This is a genomic window from Cupriavidus sp. GW822-FHT03E04 (assembly GCF_058801495.1).
This window is the reverse complement of the sequence record NZ_JBXANI010000010.1, coordinates 157,497-175,673: the sequence shown is the minus strand read 5'-3', so window position 1 is coordinate 175,673 and position 18,177 is coordinate 157,497. Positions and strand designations below refer to the sequence as shown.

Genomic DNA, 18,177 nt, shown 5'->3' with positions numbered 1-18,177 from the left:
CGGGCTGTGCTCAAACGCCCCAGCGCGGAATATGATGCCCGCCCATCGAGATGCAAACGTTCTTCACCTCAGCAAACACCTCGAAGCTGAACTCGCCGCCCTCGCGCCCCGTGCCGGATGCCTTGGTGCCGCCAAACGGCTGGCGCAGGTCGCGCACGTTCTGGCTGTTGACGAACACCATGCCGGCCTCGATGCCGCGCGCCAGGCGGTGCACCTTGCCCACGTCCTGGGTCCAGATGTACGAGGCCAGGCCGTAAGCGGTGTCATTGGCCATGGCCAGGCCATCGTCTTCGCCCTTGAACGGGATCAGGCAGGCCACCGGGCCAAAGATCTCTTCCTGCGCCACGCGCATGTGGTTTTCCACATTGGCCAGCACCGTGGGCTGCACGAAATTGCCGTTGCGCAGGTGCGCCGGCAGGCCGGACGGCCGCTCGGCGCCGCCGGCCAGGATGGTGGCACCCTCCTGCTCGCCCAGGCGGATATAGCCCGTGACCTTCTCCCAGTGCTGCTGGGTGATCATGGCGCCCACATGCGTCTGCTCGCTGGTCGGGTCGCCCACGCGCAAGCGCCTGGCGCGTTCGGCGAACTTGCCGACGAAGTCGTCGTAGACCGTGTCCTGCACGAAGATGCGCGAACCCGCGGTGCAGCGCTCGCCGTTGATCGAGAAAATGGTGAACAGCGCGGCGTCCAGCGCGCGCTCCAGGTCCGCGTCGTCGAACACCAGCACCGGCGACTTGCCGCCCAGTTCCATCGAGAATTTCTTCAGGCCCGCGCGCTCGATGATGCGCTTGCCGGTGGCCGTGCCGCCCGTAAACGATACGGCCCGCACGTCCGGATGGCGCACCAGCGCGTCCCCGGCGCTGGCGCCGTAGCCCTGCACCACGTTGAGCACGCCAGCCGGCACCCCGGCTTCCAGCGCCAGCATGCCGAGCTGGTCCGCCGTGAGCGGCGACAGCTCCGACATCTTCAGCACCGCGGTATTGCCCAGCGCCAGGCATGGCGCGACTTTCCAGGTGGCAGTCATGAAGGGCACGTTCCACGGCGAGATCAGCGCGCACACGCCCACCGGCTGGTAGAGCGTGTAGTTGAGCATCTGATCGTCCACGGGATAGGTGCGGCCGTTCATCTGCACGCACACCTCGGCGAAGAAATTGAAGTTCTCGGCGGCGCGCGGGATCAGCTGCTTGCCGGTCTGCGCGATCGGCAAGCCTGTGTCCTGCGTTTCCAGCGCGGCAAGGTGCGGCACGTGCTCGGTGATCAGGTCGGCCAGGCGGCGCATGATGCGGGCGCGCTCCTTGGCCGGGGTATTGGCCCACTTGGGGAACGCCGCCTTGGCCGCCGCCACCGCGGCGTTGACCTCGGCCTCGCCGCCCGCGGCCACCGTGGCGATCTCTTCACCGGTGGCCGGGTTCCAGGTGGTGAACGTGTCCTTGCTGTCGACCTGCTTGCCGTTGATCCAATGCTTGATCATGGTTGTCTCCTGTTGGCATTTGGTGCGCCCGGTGCGCCTGGGTTCGCTTCAGCTCGCTTCAGCTCGCTTCAGCGCCCGCTGCCGTATTCGGTAGCCGAGGCAATGGTGTTCACCAGCCGCCCCACCCCTTCGATTTCCGTAACGATTTCATCGCCCGGCTGCGTGTCGGCCAGCCCTTCCGGCGTGCCGGTCAGGATCACATCGCCCGCCTCCAGCGTCATGAAGCTGCTGAGGTATTCGATCAGCCACGGGACGGCGAAGATCATGTCACGGGTGCTGCCCTGCTGGGTCAGCTTGCCGTTGACGGTAGTGGTGAGCGCGAGGTTCATCGGATCCGGCACGTCGTCGCGGTCCACCAGCCACGGCCCCAGCGGCGTGCAGGTGTCGCGGTTCTTCACCCGCAGGTTGGGGCGATAGTAGTTTTCCAGGTAGTCGCGGATGGCGTAGTCGTTGGCGACCGTATAGCCGCGCACGTAGTCATAAGCTTGCGCCGCCTTGACGCCGCGCGCCGTGCTGCCGATCACCACCGCCAGCTCGCACTCGTAATGCATGTACTTCACGCCCTCCGGCCGGATGGTATGCGCCCGGTGGCCAATGAACGCGCCCGGCCCCTTGAGGAAGACGAGAGGTTCTTCCGGCGCCTTGAAGGCCAGTTCGCGCGCGTGGTCGGCATAGTTCAGGCCAAGCGCGAAGGTGGTGCGCGGCACCACGGGCGGCAGCCACGTCACGGCGTGCTCGCTGACCACGCGGCCGTCGTCCAGGCGCAATGCGCCTTCGCCAGCCGGCTGCGCGGTGTGGACCAGGCCATCGAAGGCTACACGTGCGGTTCTCATGCTGCCTCCCCGGGCGCTGCCTTGATGCCGTGCCGCAGGCGCCCTACGAGTTCGATTTCGATCTCCACCATGTCGCCGGCACGCGCCAGCGGCGCGCCTTCGGGCACGCCCGCCAGCAGCACGTCGCCGGCTTCGAGCGACATGAAGGCGGTGACATCGGCCAGCAATTGCGCCACGGGGCGCAGCAGGTTGCCGGTGTGGTTGCGCTGGCGTTCCTCGCCATTGATGCGCACCACCATGCTGAGCGCATCGGCGTTGCCGACCTGCTCGCTGGCCATCACCCACGGGCCAATCGGGCAATAGCCGTCGCGGCACTTGTGGCGCACCGCCGGGCGGTAATAGCTGGCGTGCGGCACGCTGACATCCGACACCACCGTGTACCCTGCGATATAGTCCGCGGCCTGCGCCGGGTCGATGCGGGTTGCGCGCCGGCCGATCACGATGCCGAGCGCGGCGCCGATTTCCAGGGTTTCCTGGCCCGGTGGCAGCGCGACAAGGCTGCCATGGGCGGCCAGGGTATTGGCCGGCTTGATGTAGAGGATCGGGCCAGCAGGCGGCGCCTGGTAAGGGGCCGCATTGACACTGTCGCCAAGGGCCGCGAGCGCGCCCTTGAAGTTCAGCAGCGTGCCGTACACCGTGCCGGTGATGGCGGGCTGCCACATGAATTCATCCTCGCGCAGGGCGCGCCCACCGTCCAGCGGCAGCAAGGTGGCACCGTCCACCGGCACTGCCCGCACTGGCCGGCCGCCGGCGGCGATTCTGGCTTGTCGCATCGTGCTCCTCTCTGGTTGCGCCCGCACGTGGCCGGGCGCTTGCGCTGCCGGGCCGGCGGATCGTCGACGGCGGATCGCCCGTTGGCGCCGCCTGTAATTAACATGTTAATGAAATTGCATGATAGTTTCAACCCCATTGTGATCCGCGGCGCCGCGATCCAGCCGCCCGGCCCTTCGCGTCCTCGTCTGCGCCTGTCATCGTGCTGTCATGCAGCATCCCCAGAATTCGCGCTGTACCGGGTTTCGCCTTGCCGCAGCGCGATTGCGCTAATGCACCGCAGCAGCAAAAAGGCTTGCGACCCGATTTTTTTGCGGCTTGAATGAAAACGTTTTCATTTTTACCGCTGTTGCGCGCCTGGTTCGCCATGCGCACGATGTGATCCCGAAACCAAGACCGGAAGCTCTCGCGTGAAGCGCACCCAGGACCGTTCCAGCAGCACCGCCCCGGACGCCGCCGGCACCGCCACGCTGGTGGACGTTGCGCAAGCAGCTGGTGTATCGCTAGCCACCGCATCGCGCGCGTTCAACAGCCCGGCGCTGGTGCGCGAAGGCACCGCGCAGCGCGTGCTGGAAGCCGCACGGCGGCTGAGCTTTCGCCCCAACCTGCTCGGCAGCAAGCTGCGCGCGCAGCAAAGCCGGATGATTGGCGTGATGCTGCCCACCCTGGAAAACGCCGTGTTCGCCGAATGCTGGCGCGGCATCGAGGACGCCGCGCTGGCCGCCGGCTACTCGCTGATGCTGGTGACCAGCGCCTACGACCCCGCGCGCGAACGCGAGCGCATCGAATACCTGCTGCGCCACCGGGTCGACGGCATGGTGCTCACGGTGGCCGACGCCGCCCGCAGCGCCGTGCTCGACCAGCTCGATGCCGAAGGCGTGCCCTATGTGCTGGCCTACAACCAGGCAGCCGCGCGCGGCCAGCGCCACTCCGTCTCCGTGGACAACCGCGGCAGCGCCCGCGAAGGCGTGCAAGCCCTGATCGCGGCAGGGCACCGCCGCATCCGCGTGGTCTCTGGCGCCTTCATCGCCTCCGACCGCGCGCGCCAGCGCTTCGAGGGCTACCGCGACGCCATGCACGCGCACGGCCTGGAAGCCGCACCACCGCTTTGCCTGCCCACCCACATCGCCAGCAACGCTGACCAGATCGGCGCGCTGGCCGCCGGGCCGGATGCGCCCACCGCCTTTTTTTGCACCAACGACCTGCTGGCGATCGGCGTGATTTCCGACCTGAAGCGGCTCGGCCTGCGCGTGCCGCGCGACATTTCCGTGCTGGGCTACGACGGCATCGCGCTGGGCGCGCTGGTGGAGCCGCCACTGGCATCGGTGGTGCAGCCCAACACCGAAATCGGCGAGCGCGCCGTTGCGCAGTTGCTTCAGCGCTTCGGCCTCGCAGCAACCGGCGTATCCAACGTATCCGGCATACCCAACGTATCCGGCGCCAGACCCGGGCGCATTACCTTGCTGCCCCACGGCCTGCGCCTGGGCGGCACGGTAGCCGCACCGGCATGACCCTTCACCCACCGCGTTCCCCCAGCCCTAGCCCTAGCCCTAGCCCTAGCCCTCGTATGCAACCCAAGGAGTTCACCATGCAAGCAACCCGTTCCTGGCACAAACCGCTGCGCCGGATCGCCAGCGCGCTCGGCGCCGCCGCCGTCTGCGCATTCAGCCAGGGCGCGGCAGCGCAAACCGCGATCTGCTACAACTGCCCGCCCGAATGGGCAGATTGGGCCTCGCAGATCCGCGCCATCAAGGAAAAGACCGGCGTCACGGTGCCGCATGACAACAAGAACTCCGGCCAGTCGCTCGCGCAGCTGGTCGCCGAAAAAGGCAGCCCGGTAGCGGACGTGGTGTACTACGGCGTGACCTTCGGCATCCAGGCCAAGAAGGACGGCGTCACCGCCCCCTACAAGCCGGCCCACTGGAACGACATCCCCGACGGCCTCAAGGACCCGCAAGGCAACTGGTTCGCCATCCACTCCGGCACGCTCGGCTTCATGGTCAACGTCGACGCGCTGCGCGGCAAGCCCGTGCCGCAGTCCTGGGCCGACCTGCTCAAACCCGAGTACAAGGGCCTGATCGGCTACCTCGACCCGGCCAGCGCCTTTGTCGGCTACGTCGGCGCGGTTGCCGTCAACCAGGCGATGGGCGGCTCGATGGACAACTTCGGCCCGGCCTTCAAGTACTTCCGCGACCTGCAGAAGAACCAGCCCATCGTCCCCAAGCAAACCGCCTATGCCCGCGTGCTCTCCGGCGAGATCCCGATCCTGCTGGACTACGACTTCAACGCTTACCGCGCCCGCTACAAGGACAAGTCCAACGTGGCCTTCGTGATTCCGAAGGAAGGCACGGTGGTGGTGCCGTACGTGATGAGCCTGGTGAACAAGGCACCGCACGATGCACAAGGCAAGAAGGTGCTGGACTTTGTGCTGTCCGATGAAGGGCAAGCCCTGTGGGCCAATGCCTACCTGCGCCCCGTGCGCAGCGCCGCCGTGCCCAAGGAAGTGCAAGCGCGCTTCCTGCCAGCAGCGGATTACGCCCGCGCCAAGCCGGTGGATTTCGGAAAAATGGCAGATGCGCAGAAAGGCTTCAGCGAGCAGTATCTGAAGGAAGTCCGTTAAACGGCGAGCGCAAGTGGATGAGTGCAGCATCGCAAGCTTGACGGCGCCCGCCCTGTCCCCCGTCCCGTCTCCCACAAGTAGGAGAGGGCGCCAACCAGCGGACATAGCGAACGATTCGGTGTAGCCGTGTTTCCCGCCCGAAGGGGCGGGAAACACCCACGGCGATGCGAAGCGAGCCGTGGAGGTGTGCCAAGGCCGTATGGGGCGCCTCGGGATTCGGCGAAAAGAGCGGAAAAGAGGGACCCATGTCTGAGTATCGCCCTAAGGCGATGCGAGTTTGGGTCCCGGCCGCTCTTTTCGTCGAAGCCCGAGGGGGTGTCGCCCCATCCGGCGCGCCTTCTTTGCCTACTTTCTTGGCAAGACAAGAAAGTAGGTCGCCGCGCCGCAGGCGTGGTGAAACTGAAGTTGCAGTTGAAGCTGAAGCTGAAGTTGAAGTTGAAGTTGAAGTTAAGCAGCCCCCCATGAACCCAAGCAACCACCGTTGAAGCTGATCCTCCCCAACCCCGGGAAAAAGCAAACCCATCATGCCTAAACGAAGCCCCCCACTCCTCCTCTTCGCCCTCCCGGCCCTGATCGTCTTCTTCGCCTTCTTCTGCCTGCCCATGGCAAAGCTGCTGGCGATCAGCGTCACGGGTGAAAAAGGCGCGAGCGTCTACTGGACCGTCATCTCAAGCGAGCGCTATCTGCACAGCCTGATGGTCACCGTGCTGCTATCGGCAACGGTCACGCTGGCCACCCTGATCATCGCCGGCATCACCGGCACCTTCCTGGAGCGCAACGCCGTGCCCGGAAAGGCTCTGCTGGTCGCCATGCTGACGTTCCCGCTAGCCTTCCCCGGCGTTGTCATCGGCTTCATGGTCATCATGCTGGGCGGGCGCAACGGCCTGCTCGCCATGGTGGGCGACTGGCTGGTGGGAGACCGCTGGACCTTTGCGTACGGTCTCGCCGGCCTGTTCGTCGGCTACCTGTACTTCTCCATCCCGCGCGTGATCCTGACGGTGATGGCAGCCGTTGCCAAGCTCGACGCATCGCTGGAAGAAGCCGCCCGATCGCTCGGCGCGGGCCGCTGGCGCGTGGTGCGCGACGTGATGTTGCCCGCGCTGATGCCGGCCATGATTTCCAGCGGCGCGATCTGCTTCGCCACCAGCATGGGCGCCTTCGGCACGGCCTTCACGCTGGCCACGCAGCTCGATGTCTTGCCGCTGACCATCTACAACGAGTTCACCAACTACGCCAACTTCGGCATGGCCGCCGCACTGTCCCTGCTGCTCGGCACGGTCACCTGGGCCTTGCTGGCGGTGGCGCGCTGGTTCTCGGGCGACGCTGTCGCCGCTACTGCCTGAGGCTACCCATGATGACGTCTTCCCGCCGCGGCAATGCCTACTGGCTGCAGCTCGCGCTTACCCTTCTGGTATGCCTGTTCATGGTGGTACCGGTGGTGCTGTCCGTGCTGGCCGGCCTCACCAACAACATCTTTGTCGGCGTGTCCAGCGGCCTCACCACGCGCTGGCTGGTAGAGGTGTGGGCGCTCTACCGCAACACCATCTTCCTGTCGCTGGGCATTGCCCTGGCATGCCTGGCTTGCACCCTGGTGCTGGGCGTGCCCGCGGCCTACTACATGGCGCTGCGGCGCGGGCGCGTGACGCGCCTGATCGAGGAGCTGCTGATGCTGCCGGTGGCGGTGCCAGGGCTGGCCACCGCGCTTGGGCTGATCCTGCTCTATGGTGGCTGGCAGGCGTTCCGCACGAGCTGGGTGTTTATCCTCGTGGGCCATGTGCTGTTTACGTTGCCGTTCATGGTGCGCTCGGTGCTGGCCATCATGTCGGCCATCGATATCCGCACGCTGGAGGACGCTGCCGCCAGCCTGGGCGCAAACCGCCTGCAGCGCTTCTTCACCGTGGTGCTGCCGAACTGCCGCCAGGGCATCCTGGCCGGGGCGCTGATGGTGGTAACGCTGTCGGTGGGGGAGTTCAACCTGACCTGGATGCTGCATACGCCCACCACGCAGACGCTGCCCGTGGGGCTGGCCGACAGCTACGCCTCGATGCGGCTGGAGATCGGCTCGGCCTACACCATCGTGTTTTTCTTCATGATCATCCCGCTGCTGGTGCTGATGCAGGGCTTGTCCGCGCTGGGCGCGCGCGCCCGCAAGCACCAGCCGCTTGCCGACGGCGCCGACGCCAGAACGATCCCCGGCACCGATCCGCTCTCCACTTCCGAGGCCCGCCATGCATGAACCGACCACCATCACGCTGCGCCACTGCGGCAAGACCTTCGCCGACGGCACGCTGGCGCTGCAACCGCTCGACCTAGACATCGGCGCAGGCGAGACCGTGGTGCTGCTCGGCCCCTCGGGCTGCGGCAAGACCACCACACTGCGCATCATCGCCGGGCTGGAGTTCCCCGACGCCGGCGGCGTGGTGATGTTTGGCGACAACGATGTGACGCCGCTGCCGATCGAGCAGCGCGGCGTGGGCATGGTGTTCCAGAGCTACGCACTGTTCCCCAACATGACCGTGGCGGAGAACATCGCCTACGGCCTGCGCGTGCGCCGCATCGACGCCGCCGCGCGCCGCCGCCGGGTGGACGAGATGCTGGCCATGATGCATCTGGGGCCTTTTGCCGAGCGGCGCATCGACCAGTTGTCCGGCGGCCAGCGCCAGCGCGTGGCGCTGGCCCGCGCCATTGCCGTGCAGCCGCGCGTGCTGCTGCTCGATGAGCCGCTGACCGCGCTGGACGCCAAGCTGCGCGACGCCTTGCGTGCCGACATCAACCAGTTGCTGCGCAGCCTGCATATCACCGCCGTCTACGTCACCCACGACCAGGCCGAGGCAATGGCGCTGGGCGACCGCATCATCGTGATGGACCGTGGCCGCATCGCGCAGACCGGCACGCCGCAGCAGATCTACCGCGCGCCGGCCAATGCCTTCGTGGCGGATTTCATCGGCACCATGAACCGCCTGCCGGCCGTGCTGGAGGCCAATGCCTGGCGCGTGCCGGGCGGCCTGGTGCCACGCCATGGCACCGCCGCAAGCCTCGCCGCCGCGCCCTCGCCGCGCGCCGAACTGCTGTTCCGCCCCGAAGACGTCGCGCTGGCACAGGCCGAGGATGCCCACCTGGGCGGCTCGGTCGTCACCGCGCTGTTCCTGGGCAACTACACACGCTTGCTGGTCGACGTGGGCGCGCCGGCGCCGCTTGTCGTCGACACCACCCGGCGCGATGGCTGGCTCGCGGGCGACCGCGTGGGCCTGCGCCTCGATACCGGCCACCTGATCACGCTCCCCGAAGCGCTCTGCGCATGAACACCACCAACGACAACCCGGCCGGCACCTACCTGCTGGCCCACATCACCGACCTGCACATCAAGGCCGGCGGCAAGCTGTCCTACCGCATGGTAGACACCGCAGGCGCGCTGCGGCGCTGCATCGCGTCGCTGCTGGCGGCGCCGCAGCAGCCCGACTCCGTCGTCATCACCGGCGACCTGGTGGACTTCGGCACCGAGGAGGAATACCGCTTCCTGCGCGGCATCCTGCAAACGCTGCCGATGCCGGTGCGGCTCTTGCCCGGCAACCATGATCACCGCGCCACGCTGCGCCGCGTGTTTGCCGATCACGATTACCTGTTCGCCAACGGCGACGGCGACGCGCCGGTTCACTACAGTGTGGAGGCCGGGCCACTACGCCTGGTGGCCTTCGACTGCACGGTGCCGGGAAAGCCGGGCGGCCGGGTCGATCCCGCCGCGCTGCCGTGGCTCGAGGCCACGCTCGCGGCCGAACCTGGCAGGCCTACGCTGTTGATGCTCCACCACCCGCCCTTTCATACCGGCATCGGCCACATGGACCAGCAGGGCCTGAAGGATGCAGCGCTGCTGGAGGCGGTGGTGCGCAGGCACCCGACCGTCGAGCGCGTGTTGTGCGGCCACCTGCACCGGCACATCACGCACCGCTTTGGCGGCACCATCGCCATGACGGCGCCGGGTCCCGCGCATCAGGTCACGCTCGATCTCGATCCGCAGGCGGCCTCGCGGTTTCGCATGGAGCCGCCCGGCTACCTGCTGCATCAGTGGGATTCCGCGCATGGGCTGGTCAGCCACGCGGCGGTGATCGGTGACTTTGGCGCAGACCATCCTTTCTTCGATGCCGCGGGCAAGCTGATCGACTGACTGGCCGGTCGGTCAACTAAGAAGGCATCGGCAAATCGGCCTGCAACAGGTTGCATCCCCCGGGCGGGGGGCCTATCCGGCGGCGCGAAACCGTGGGCCAAAAAAAACCCACTGCCGGGTGGTAGTGGGTAACAAAAGTGGTATGGGCGAGTCGCGGAAATCACCCATGCGTGCATGGTGACACCAGACGTGCGCGAACAAAATAATCCTTCTGGACTAGTGCCCATCCCTGCGCCAAGCCGCCGGCGCCCGCATGCGGCAGATCATTTCCCGCGAGCGCCAGCGCACAGGCGATCTGCAGGGCGGCACCACGCCAGACCCCGCTGCGCCCCACCCTTCCTTTCCCCTCTTTAGTGGGGAAATAGACAAGCCCACCATAATCGAGTCCAATTCGCCTTGGCGCTCGCTTCGACCGGGGCGCAGCGCGTCACATTTTGCTCCACTTGTTCCATCGGCCGCAGCCTGCGCGCCGTGCGCCGGCCAACCCCAACCCATGCTCAACGCCCACCTGCTGCTGATCGACGACCACACCCTGTTCCGCACCGGCCTGCGCCTGGTGCTGGCAGACAGCCCAAGCGTGGCGAGCATCATCGAGGCGGGCTCCGTCATGGGCGCGGTGGAGGAACACCGCGCCGCCAGCGTGGATATCATCCTGCTGGATATCCAGATGCCCGGCCTCAACGGAATCGAGGGCATCAAGGTGTTGCGCCGCCACTTCTGCGCAGCGCGCATCCTGATCGTGTCCGGCACCTCCGGGCTGGAAACCATTCCCGCCGCCGCGCGCAAGGAGATTGCCGGCTTCCTGCCAAAATCCGCGAGCAGCGGCGAGATCGAAGACGCCATCGCCTCTTGCCTTCGCGGTGACACGTACTTCAACGCCGGCGCCGACTGCGCCGACTGCGGCAACCCGGATGGCCATGCCAGCGGCAACGCGTACCAGGGCTACCAGGCCAGCTCGCTCACGCCGCGCCAGCTCGAGGTGCTGGACCAGCTCAGCCAGGGCCGCTCCAACAAGATCATTGCCTATCATCTGGGGCTCTCGGAAAACACCGTGCGCGTCCACGTGGCGGCCATTCTCGATTACCTGGGCGTGGTCAGCCGCGTCGAGGCGGTGCTGGAGGCACAGCGCCGTGGCCTGGTGCAGACGGGCAGGTAAGCCATGGCGTTTCTCCTCCCTCGCTTTGACGAACCGCGGCTGCTGGCCGCGCAAATGGAACTGATCGACCAGAGCTTCGGCATCGCCATGCTGGGCTGCGCGCTAGCGGCGTTCATCCTGGCCCTCGGCCTGGTCCTTGGCGGCGGGCATCCGGGTGCGTTGCCCTGGGCGCTGACGATGGGGCTGGCCTGCGCCGCCGGGCATTTCGGGCGGCGCCTGATGCCCGAGCGCACGGCCGAAGCCCATGCCGGGCGCTACGCGCGCAGCATGACGCTGCTGCTGACGCTGATCGGCGCGCTCTGGGGACTGGCGGCGTGGCTCTACATGGATGTGAGCACGCCCGCGACGGTGATCTGCATCCTCTCGCTGATCGCGGGCATGAGCGCGGCCGCGCTGGCGGTGTTCTCCGCCTGCCTGCCGGTTGCCGTGGGGTTCTTCATCCCGGCCATCGTGCCGGTCTGGGCGGTCTTCATCGCCACCGGCGACGTCGCCTACCTGCCCATGTTCCTCGGCGCGCCGCTTTATCTCATGGTGCTGATGATCTTTGCGCGCAACTATGCGCGCGTGGCACGGCACGGCATTGCGCTGCGCTTTGCCAATGTGGAGCTGATCTCGCAGTTGCGCGAGCAGACAGCCCGCGCTGAATATGCCCAACGCGAGGCCGAGGAAGCCAACCGCGCCAAATCCGTGTTCCTCGCCTCGGCCAGCCACGACCTGCGCCAGCCCCTGCATGCGCTCGGCTTGTTCGTGGTCACGCTGGGCCGCTCCGAGCTCACCGACAAGCAGCGCCAGTTGCTCACGCACATCGAGGCTGCCTCCGGGGCGGCGCGCGAAATGCTCAACACGCTACTGGACTTCTCCAAGGTGGACGCGGGCGTGATCACCGCCCGGCCGCGCGCCTTCCGCCTGCAGCCCTTGCTCTACAAGCTGGAGAACGAGTTTGCGCCGCAGGCCGACGGCCGCGGCCTGTTCTACCGGACCCGGGATACCACCGCCACGGTGTTCGCCGACCCGACGCTGGTCGAGCTGATCCTGCGCAACCTGATCGCCAATGCGATCCGCTATACCACCCAGGGCGGCGTGCTGGTGGCATGCCGCCGCCGGGGTGAGCGCACGATGATCGAGGTCTGGGATACCGGGATCGGCATTCCCATGACCCAGCATCGCGCGATCTTCAAGGAGTTCCACCAGTTGGGTAATCCGGAGCGGGACCAGCGCAAGGGCCTCGGGCTAGGCCTGGCTATCGTGGAAGGGCTGGCGCGCACCATCTCCACCCGGATCCTGCTGAACTCTCGGCCTGGCCGCGGATCGGTCTTCCGCTTCGCCCTGCCCCTGACTGAGGACCGCGCCGAAACCCAGCCCGCCGGCTTGCATCACAAGCCGAGCCTGAAGGGATTGCGCGTGCTGGTGATCGACGACGACCAGGAAATCCGGGTCGCCATGACGGCGCTGCTGGAGAGCTGGCAATCGGTGTGCCTGGCCGTGGAGTCCGAGGAAGACGCGCTGGCCGCGCTTGGCGCCTTCCAGCCCGACCTGCTGCTGGCCGACTATCGCCTGCGCAGCGAGCGCACCGGCCAAGAAGCCATGATGGCGATCCGCGAGCGGCTAGGACACGCCATTCCCACCGTCATCATCACCGGCGATACCGCCCCGGACCGCCTGCGCAGCGTCCATGCCGGGGGTGCCGCGCTGCTGCACAAGCCAGTTGTGGCGCATCAGTTGCATACAGCCATGACGGCGCTGTTGCGCAATGCCGGCTGGCGACAGGACATCCCCCGGGGCGCCGCGGTCCGGGCAACACGCGCCGAAGGCTGACGGGCGCGTCTGCCCCGCTTTTATCCCGTCTTGATTCATGCTTTTTTCGTATTAATCAATCCGTCCTATTAATTGGACTTAGTGCCAACGCCCACCCACACTGCATCGTGACAGCAGGCACGGGCGTCACTGGCAAGCCGTATTGCTTCCGCTAACGTGCCGCGAGGTTCACCGACCCCAAGTCACCGATCCCAAGCGAGGAGCAACCATGAGCACGCAGCCCCAACTGCCAAGACACGACCTGCTGATCGACGGCAAGCGCCTGCCCCCCGGCACTGGGGAGTACTCCACCGACATCAATCCGGCCACCGAGCTCCCGATCGCCCTGGTCGCGCAGGGCAGCGCGGCCGACGTCGACCTGGCCGTGACCGCCGCCCGCGCCGCGCTCAAGGTCTGGTGCGGCCTGCGCGCGGCCGAGCGTGGCCGCATCCTGTACCGCTTTGCCGACCTGCTGGAAGCGAACCAGGAAGAGCTGATCGCGCTGGAAAGCCTGGATGCCGGCAAGCCGCTGGCCGCCGTACGGCGCCAGGACATGCCGGCGGTGATCGACACCGTGCGCTATTACGCAGGCTGGGCCGACAAGATCAACGGCCAGGTGGTGCCAACCCGCCCCGGCGCGCTGACCTACACCGTGCGCGAGCCGGTGGGCGTGGTCGCCGCCATCGTGCCGTGGAATTTCCCGCTGATGATCGGCATGTGGAAGATCGCCCCTGCGCTGGCCTGCGGCTGCACCCTCATCGTCAAACCCGCCGAGATCACGCCGCTGACCGCGCTGCGCGTGGGCGAGCTGGCACTGCAGGCCGGGTTGCCGCCCGGCGTGCTCAATATTGTCACCGGCAAGGGCAGCATCGTGGGCAATGCGCTGGTGGCCCATCCCGGCATCGACAAGGTGACGTTCACCGGCTCGCCCGGCGTGGGGCGCGGCATCATGCAAGGCGCCGCCGCCAACTTCAAGCGCGTCACGCTGGAGCTCGGCGGCAAGTCCGCCAACCTGATCTTCGCCGACGCCAACGTGGATGCCGCGGTGCGCGCCGCCGCCTCGGGCATCTTCTTCAATGCGGGGCAAGTCTGCTCGGCCGGCTCGCGCATCCTGGCGCAGCGCGAGGTCTATGACGAAGTGGTGGAAAAGCTGGCGGCGCGCGCCGCCTCGATCCGCGTGGGAGACCCCGCCGCGCCGGACACCACCATGGGGCCGCTGGTGTCGTCCGCGCAGATGAAGACCGTGCTGGACTATGTGGAGATCGGCAAGCGCGAAGGCGCCATCGCCGTGACCGGCGGCGAGCGCGTGGGCGGCAAGGGCTACTACGTGCAGCCCACCGTATTCGCCAACGTCCGGCACGAGATGCGGGTCTCGCAGGAGGAAATTTTCGGACCGGTTGCCAGCGTGATCCGCTTCGAGGACGAGGCCGACGCCGTGCGCATCGCCAACGGCACCGCGTTCAGCCTGGCGGCGGGCGTGTGGAGCGCCGACATCGGCCGCGTGCACCAGGTGGCCGCCGAGCTCAAGGCCGGCACGGTGTGGATCAACACCTATGGCCACACCGACGTGCGCCTGCCCTGGGGCGGGGCCGGCGACTCGGGGCTGGGCCGGGAGCATGGCGACGCTGCCATCGACAACTTCACCGAGCCCAAGGCGATCTGGCTGTCGCTGCGGCAATAGTGGCCAACCTGCGGCGCGAGCGTGGAGCGGGGGCGGCCATTCTTGCGCGGGGCTACATCTTCGGGATGCGCAAGGTCTTGCTGATCATCAGCGAGCCGGAGAGCACGAACAGCAGCGCGAGCGGATGCAGGTCCGCAGGGCCGATCGACCACACGCCGCCGTAGAGCGCATCGCCCACCCGGCCCTGCCGCGCGCAAAAGGCCAGCACGGCAGTCAGCAGCACGCTGGTGGGAATCGGCGTGCCCTCGAAATACGCTACCTTGCCGCTGCCCTCGGACAAGGTCTCGGCGGTGACATTGAAGCGTGCCAGCCGGCTCACGCCGCAGCAGACGAAGTAGATCAGCGCCGCCATGTCCCAGCCGCCGCGCATGCCCGCGGCAAACGCCAGCGTGGCCGGGCCGACCCCGAAGGAAATGATGTCGGCGAGCGAGTCCAGCTCGCGGCCCAGCGCGGAATGCTGGTGGCGCCAGCGCGCGATGCGCCCGTCCAGCACGTCGAAAATGAAGGCCGCAGGCGCCAGCGCTGCCGCCGCCATGAAATGCGCTGGCAAACCCGAAGCGATGTAGAACATGGCGAAAAACACCGATGCCATGCCGCAGGCGGCGTTGCCCAGTGTGAACAGATCGGCAAGATGCAACTCGCGGATCATGGAGAAATGCTTGGGACGTTCTGGTGTGGATGCCATGGCGGCGGGCTCCTGAATCCTCTGGCGCGTAAGACTGTCGGAATGACGGTCGGAAAACAAGGTTTGCCCGCAACAAGCAAACCAGGCAATCGATCTGGCTAGTCTGGCTAGAAATGCAATCCCGCTGCGTGCAGCGCGCTTGCGGTCTGCGCGGCGCTGGCATGATGCACAGCCTGCCAGCCGAGTGCCGTTGCCGCAGCCACATTGGCCGCGTTGTCGTCGATGAACAGCAGCTCTCCTGGCGCGATGCCCGGCAGGCTGGCATCGATGCGCGCCTGCATGAGCCGGTAGATGGCCGGGTCGGGCTTGGCCACGCCAACCTCGCCGGACACCAGGATATCGCGGAACCATGACAGAAAATCGCCAATACGCTCGGCATAGGGATACGTTTCGCTGGACCAGTTGGTCAGGCCGAACAGTGGCACCTGCGCGTCGTGCAGGCGCTGCAGCAGGGCCACGCCATCGGCCAGCGTACCGCGCAGCATCTGCGGCCAGCGGCCATAGAACGCGCGGATCAGGCCGGCCTGCGCGGGATGCTCGGCCACCAGGGACTCGGTGGCCTCGTGCAGCGGCCTGCCGGCATCCTGGCGGATATTCCACGCCGGCGAGCACACCTCCGACAAGAACCGGGCGCGCTCCTGTGGATCCGGAATCAATTCGCGATACAGGTATTCCGGGTTCCAGTCGAACAGCACACCACCAAAATCGAACACTACGGCACGGACAGTCACGGTATCTCGTCAGCTGCGTTGAGGACAAGGCTGCATTCTCGCAGAGTCTGCGCCGCGCCCAGTATGAGAATTGGCTCAATCCGCGAGCCGGCCCTGGGTTTTACGCTTGGCATCAGCAGTCCATCCGGACCCACATTGCGCCGAGACCTTGGAGACCCATCCATGCGCCTGTTCTTGCCAAAGCCTTTCCTGCACGGCTGCCTGCCGCGCATTCTGCCGCGCTGCCTGCCACCCTGGCTGGCCTTGCTCTGCTTTGCCTTGCCCGCGCATGCCGACGCGGGCGATCGCGATCAGGCACGTGCGCTGCTGGCCCCTCCCACCGCGCAATGCGGAGCGCCGGCCACGCTGATCGCGAACCTGCGGGACGAAAGCGAGGGCACGCCGTCGATCGGGCGAAGGGTCGCGCTGGAGGCGGTGGTCACGGCCGACTACTCGGGCGCCGACGGCCTTAGCGGCTTCTTCGTGCAGCAGGCCGACGCCCAGCGCCAGCGCCGTCCCGGCGTATCCGAGGGCATGTTCGTCCATGCGCCGCGCGCGGCTGCGCGGGCGGGCGATCTGGTGCGCGTGCTCGGCACGGTGGAGGAGCGCGCGGGCCAGATGCGGCTTAGGCTGTCCGGCCCGGCCACGGTGTGCGCGGCGGGCCAGGCGGTCACTCCGGAAACCATCACGCTGCCCACGCCGCACACGGGCTCGCTGGCGGCCTATGAGGGCATGCTGGTGCGGCTGCCGCAGACCCTCACCGTCAGCGAGACCTTCGAGCTCGGCCGCTACGGCAGCGTGGTGCTCAGCCTCGGCCGCCCGCCGCTGCCCACCAACGTGGCCTTGCCCGGGGAAGCCGCCGCCGCACAGGCTGCCGCCAATGCGCTCAATCGCCTGGTGCTGGACGACGGCTACAGCCGGCAAAACCCGCCGCGCGTCATCCATCCCGCACCGGGCCTGAGCGCATCGAACACACTGCGCGGCGGGGACACCGTCGCCAATGTGCGGGGCGTGCTGGAATGGCGCGCAAACGCCTGGCGCGTCCAGCCGCTCCCCGGTGCGCCGCTGCCGGCGTTCCAGCGCACCAATCCGCGCACCGGCGCCCCGGCGCGCGCCGCCCGCACCGATCTGCGCGTGGCGGCGTTCAATGTCGAGAACTACTTCAACGGCGACGGCCGCGGTGCGGGCTTCGATGACCCCGGCAATCGCGGCGCCAAGACGCCTGCCGAGTTCGCCCGCCAGGAAGCCAAGATCCTGAGCGCATTGCAAGGCCTGAATGCCGACGTGATCGGCCTGATGGAAATCGAAAACAATGGCCATGGCGAGCTGAGCGCCATCCACCGGCTCGCGGGCAAGCTCGGTCCGGACTGGCGCTTCATCCATCCTGGCCGGGAGCAACTGGGCGGCGACGTCATCAAGGTCGCACTTGTCTACAACAGCCGCACCGTGGAACCCGTCGGCACGCCGGCCACCCTGGCGCTGGGCGCGAGAACCCGCCAGCCGCTGGCCGCCACCTTCCGCCTGCCGGGCCATCCCGCCAAGCTTACGGTGGTGGTGAACCATTTCAAATCCAAGCGCTGCAACGACGCCCGCGGCGTCAATGCGGACCAGCGCGATGGCCAGAGCTGCTGGAATCCCACGCGCGTGGCGGCGGCCAGCCGCATTGCCGACTGGCTGGCCACCTCGCCCACCGGCGTGCCGGACGATGGCAAGCTGGTGATTGGCGACCTCAACAGCTACGCACAGGAAGACCCGATCCGCCTGCTGGCAGAGCGCGGCTATGCGGACATGATTGCGCGCTTCGCAGAAGCCGGCACCCCATCCTACAGCTATGTCTTTGGCGGCGAGGCCGGCTACATCGACCACGCGCTCGCCGATGCGGGGGCGGCGAGCCGCACCCTCGCGGCGCGCCATTGGCACATCAACGCCGACGAGCCGATTTCCCTGGCCTATGCGCTGGCCCACAAGAGCGAGGCGCAGCAGCAATCCTTCTATGCACCCGACGCCTATCGCTCTTCCGACCACGACCCGCTGGTGGTCGACCTTGCCATGCGCAGCGATGGCGTGGCCACGGGCGGCACGGCGGGCACAGACGACAGCGCGGGAAGTACGAGCACTCACACTGGCACCAGCGGTGGCAACGGCGCGAATGGCAGCAAGGAATCCATCGAGAAGGCGCAAGCCGGCGCTGGCGCCACGGATCCCTGGCTGCTCTGGGCGTTGGCGGTCGCCACGGCGCTCACCGCGTGGCACTGGTTTGTGCGCCGCGTCCTGCCGCGCTGGCGGGCGTGAGC

General features: G+C 67.3%; 16 protein-coding genes. 10 read left to right on the top strand and 6 right to left on the bottom strand.

Annotation, left to right across the window (positions count from 1 at the left end):
- Positions 1-10: 10 nt before the first annotated feature.
- From hpaE to AC1RQC_RS16245, 4 genes are all read right to left on the bottom strand, one after another.
- Positions 11-1,471 carry a 5-carboxymethyl-2-hydroxymuconate semialdehyde dehydrogenase gene (gene hpaE, locus AC1RQC_RS16260; RefSeq protein WP_492807128.1) on the bottom strand — a complete coding sequence of 487 codons (1,461 nt, stop codon included), beginning with the start codon at positions 1,469-1,471 and terminating at the stop codon, positions 11-13.
- Between the two features lie 68 nt (positions 1,472-1,539).
- Positions 1,540-2,304 carry a fumarylacetoacetate hydrolase family protein gene (locus tag AC1RQC_RS16255; protein ID WP_492372070.1) on the bottom strand — a complete coding sequence of 255 codons (765 nt, stop codon included), beginning with the start codon at positions 2,302-2,304 and terminating at the stop codon, positions 1,540-1,542.
- On the bottom strand, positions 2,301-2,966 hold the full coding sequence (locus AC1RQC_RS16250; RefSeq protein ID WP_492372081.1) for a fumarylacetoacetate hydrolase family protein: 666 nt from the start codon (positions 2,964-2,966) through the stop codon (positions 2,301-2,303). The genes AC1RQC_RS16255 and AC1RQC_RS16250 overlap by 4 nt, the downstream gene beginning before the upstream one ends.
- Before the next feature lie 238 nt (positions 2,967-3,204).
- Entirely contained in the window at positions 3,205-3,450 is a 246-nt protein-coding gene (locus AC1RQC_RS16245) for a hypothetical protein (RefSeq protein ID WP_492372071.1), read from the bottom strand.
- Positions 3,451-3,485: 35 nt separating this feature from the next.
- Between AC1RQC_RS16245 and AC1RQC_RS16240 the strand changes: the two genes are divergently transcribed.
- The 9 genes from AC1RQC_RS16240 (at position 3,486) to AC1RQC_RS16200 (ending at position 14,488) form a co-directional block, all read left to right on the top strand.
- The gene (locus tag AC1RQC_RS16240) at positions 3,486-4,586 is read left to right on the top strand and encodes a substrate-binding domain-containing protein (RefSeq protein ID WP_492372072.1); all 1,101 of its coding nucleotides are present in this window, start codon (positions 3,486-3,488) and stop codon (positions 4,584-4,586) included.
- 77 nt (positions 4,587-4,663) lie between these two features.
- Positions 4,664-5,695 (top strand): ABC transporter substrate-binding protein, encoded by a 1,032-nt coding sequence (locus AC1RQC_RS16235; RefSeq protein ID WP_183032245.1) that lies wholly within the window; start codon positions 4,664-4,666, stop codon positions 5,693-5,695.
- A 524-nt stretch (positions 5,696-6,219) separates the two neighbouring features.
- Positions 6,220-7,038, top strand: a complete 819-nt coding sequence (locus AC1RQC_RS16230) for an ABC transporter permease (RefSeq protein ID WP_416052326.1) — start codon at positions 6,220-6,222, stop codon at positions 7,036-7,038.
- Positions 7,039-7,049: 11 nt separating this feature from the next.
- Positions 7,050-7,931, top strand: a complete 882-nt coding sequence (locus AC1RQC_RS16225; protein WP_492375212.1) for an ABC transporter permease — start codon at positions 7,050-7,052, stop codon at positions 7,929-7,931.
- Entirely contained in the window at positions 7,924-8,997 is a 1,074-nt protein-coding gene (locus AC1RQC_RS16220; RefSeq protein WP_492375200.1) for an ABC transporter ATP-binding protein, read from the top strand. Before AC1RQC_RS16225 ends, AC1RQC_RS16220 begins: the two co-directional genes overlap by 8 nt.
- Positions 8,994-9,857 carry a phosphodiesterase gene (locus AC1RQC_RS16215; RefSeq protein ID WP_492807124.1) on the top strand — a complete coding sequence of 288 codons (864 nt, stop codon included), beginning with the start codon at positions 8,994-8,996 and terminating at the stop codon, positions 9,855-9,857. The genes AC1RQC_RS16220 and AC1RQC_RS16215 overlap by 4 nt, the downstream gene beginning before the upstream one ends.
- 493 nt (positions 9,858-10,350) lie before the next feature.
- Positions 10,351-11,013 carry a response regulator gene (locus tag AC1RQC_RS16210; RefSeq protein ID WP_492807122.1) on the top strand — a complete coding sequence of 221 codons (663 nt, stop codon included), beginning with the start codon at positions 10,351-10,353 and terminating at the stop codon, positions 11,011-11,013.
- A 3-nt stretch (positions 11,014-11,016) separates the two neighbouring features.
- Positions 11,017-12,828: an ATP-binding response regulator gene (locus tag AC1RQC_RS16205; RefSeq protein ID WP_492375197.1), complete on the top strand. Its 1,812-nt coding sequence runs from the start codon at positions 11,017-11,019 to the stop codon at positions 12,826-12,828.
- A 208-nt stretch (positions 12,829-13,036) separates the two neighbouring features.
- On the top strand, positions 13,037-14,488 hold the full coding sequence (locus AC1RQC_RS16200) for an aldehyde dehydrogenase family protein (RefSeq protein ID WP_492883971.1): 1,452 nt from the start codon (positions 13,037-13,039) through the stop codon (positions 14,486-14,488).
- A gap of 52 nt (positions 14,489-14,540) precedes the next feature.
- On the opposite strand, the gene pssA is transcribed toward AC1RQC_RS16200, so the two are convergent.
- Both pssA and AC1RQC_RS16190 read right to left on the bottom strand, forming a co-directional pair.
- On the bottom strand, positions 14,541-15,173 hold the full coding sequence (gene pssA, locus AC1RQC_RS16195; protein ID WP_492807120.1) for a CDP-diacylglycerol--serine O-phosphatidyltransferase: 633 nt from the start codon (positions 15,171-15,173) through the stop codon (positions 14,541-14,543).
- A 107-nt stretch (positions 15,174-15,280) separates the two neighbouring features.
- Positions 15,281-15,904, bottom strand: coding sequence for an HAD family hydrolase (locus tag AC1RQC_RS16190; protein ID WP_492375194.1), 624 nt, complete (start codon positions 15,902-15,904; stop codon positions 15,281-15,283).
- Between the two features lie 162 nt (positions 15,905-16,066).
- Between AC1RQC_RS16190 and AC1RQC_RS16185 the strand changes: the two genes are divergently transcribed.
- Positions 16,067-18,175, top strand: a complete 2,109-nt coding sequence (locus tag AC1RQC_RS16185; protein ID WP_492807116.1) for an ExeM/NucH family extracellular endonuclease — start codon at positions 16,067-16,069, stop codon at positions 18,173-18,175.
- The last annotated feature ends 2 nt before the right edge of the window (positions 18,176-18,177 follow it).

Excerpts from the sequence above, each read along its gene's own strand:
- AC1RQC_RS16225 (WP_492375212.1), top strand. The coding sequence starts at position 7,050 with ATGACGTCTTCCCGCCGCGGCAATGCCTACTGGCTGCAGCTCGCGCTT.
- AC1RQC_RS16220 (WP_492375200.1), top strand. The coding sequence starts at position 7,924 with ATGCATGAACCGACCACCATCACGCTGCGCCACTGCGGCAAGACCTTC.
- hpaE (WP_492807128.1), bottom strand. The coding sequence starts at position 1,471 with ATGATCAAGCATTGGATCAACGGCAAGCAGGTCGACAGCAAGGACACG.
- AC1RQC_RS16230 (WP_416052326.1), top strand. The coding sequence starts at position 6,220 with ATGCCTAAACGAAGCCCCCCACTCCTCCTCTTCGCCCTCCCGGCCCTG.
- AC1RQC_RS16185 (WP_492807116.1), top strand. The coding sequence starts at position 16,067 with ATGCGCCTGTTCTTGCCAAAGCCTTTCCTGCACGGCTGCCTGCCGCGC.
- AC1RQC_RS16200 (WP_492883971.1), top strand. The coding sequence starts at position 13,037 with ATGAGCACGCAGCCCCAACTGCCAAGACACGACCTGCTGATCGACGGC.
- AC1RQC_RS16215 (WP_492807124.1), top strand. The coding sequence starts at position 8,994 with ATGAACACCACCAACGACAACCCGGCCGGCACCTACCTGCTGGCCCAC.
- AC1RQC_RS16250 (WP_492372081.1), bottom strand. The coding sequence starts at position 2,966 with ATGTGGCAGCCCGCCATCACCGGCACGGTGTACGGCACGCTGCTGAAC.
- AC1RQC_RS16235 (WP_183032245.1), top strand. The coding sequence starts at position 4,664 with ATGCAAGCAACCCGTTCCTGGCACAAACCGCTGCGCCGGATCGCCAGC.
- AC1RQC_RS16210 (WP_492807122.1), top strand. The coding sequence starts at position 10,351 with ATGCTCAACGCCCACCTGCTGCTGATCGACGACCACACCCTGTTCCGC.
- pssA (WP_492807120.1), bottom strand. The coding sequence starts at position 15,173 with ATGGCATCCACACCAGAACGTCCCAAGCATTTCTCCATGATCCGCGAG.
- AC1RQC_RS16205 (WP_492375197.1), top strand. The coding sequence starts at position 11,017 with ATGGCGTTTCTCCTCCCTCGCTTTGACGAACCGCGGCTGCTGGCCGCG.
- AC1RQC_RS16255 (WP_492372070.1), bottom strand. The coding sequence starts at position 2,304 with ATGAGAACCGCACGTGTAGCCTTCGATGGCCTGGTCCACACCGCGCAG.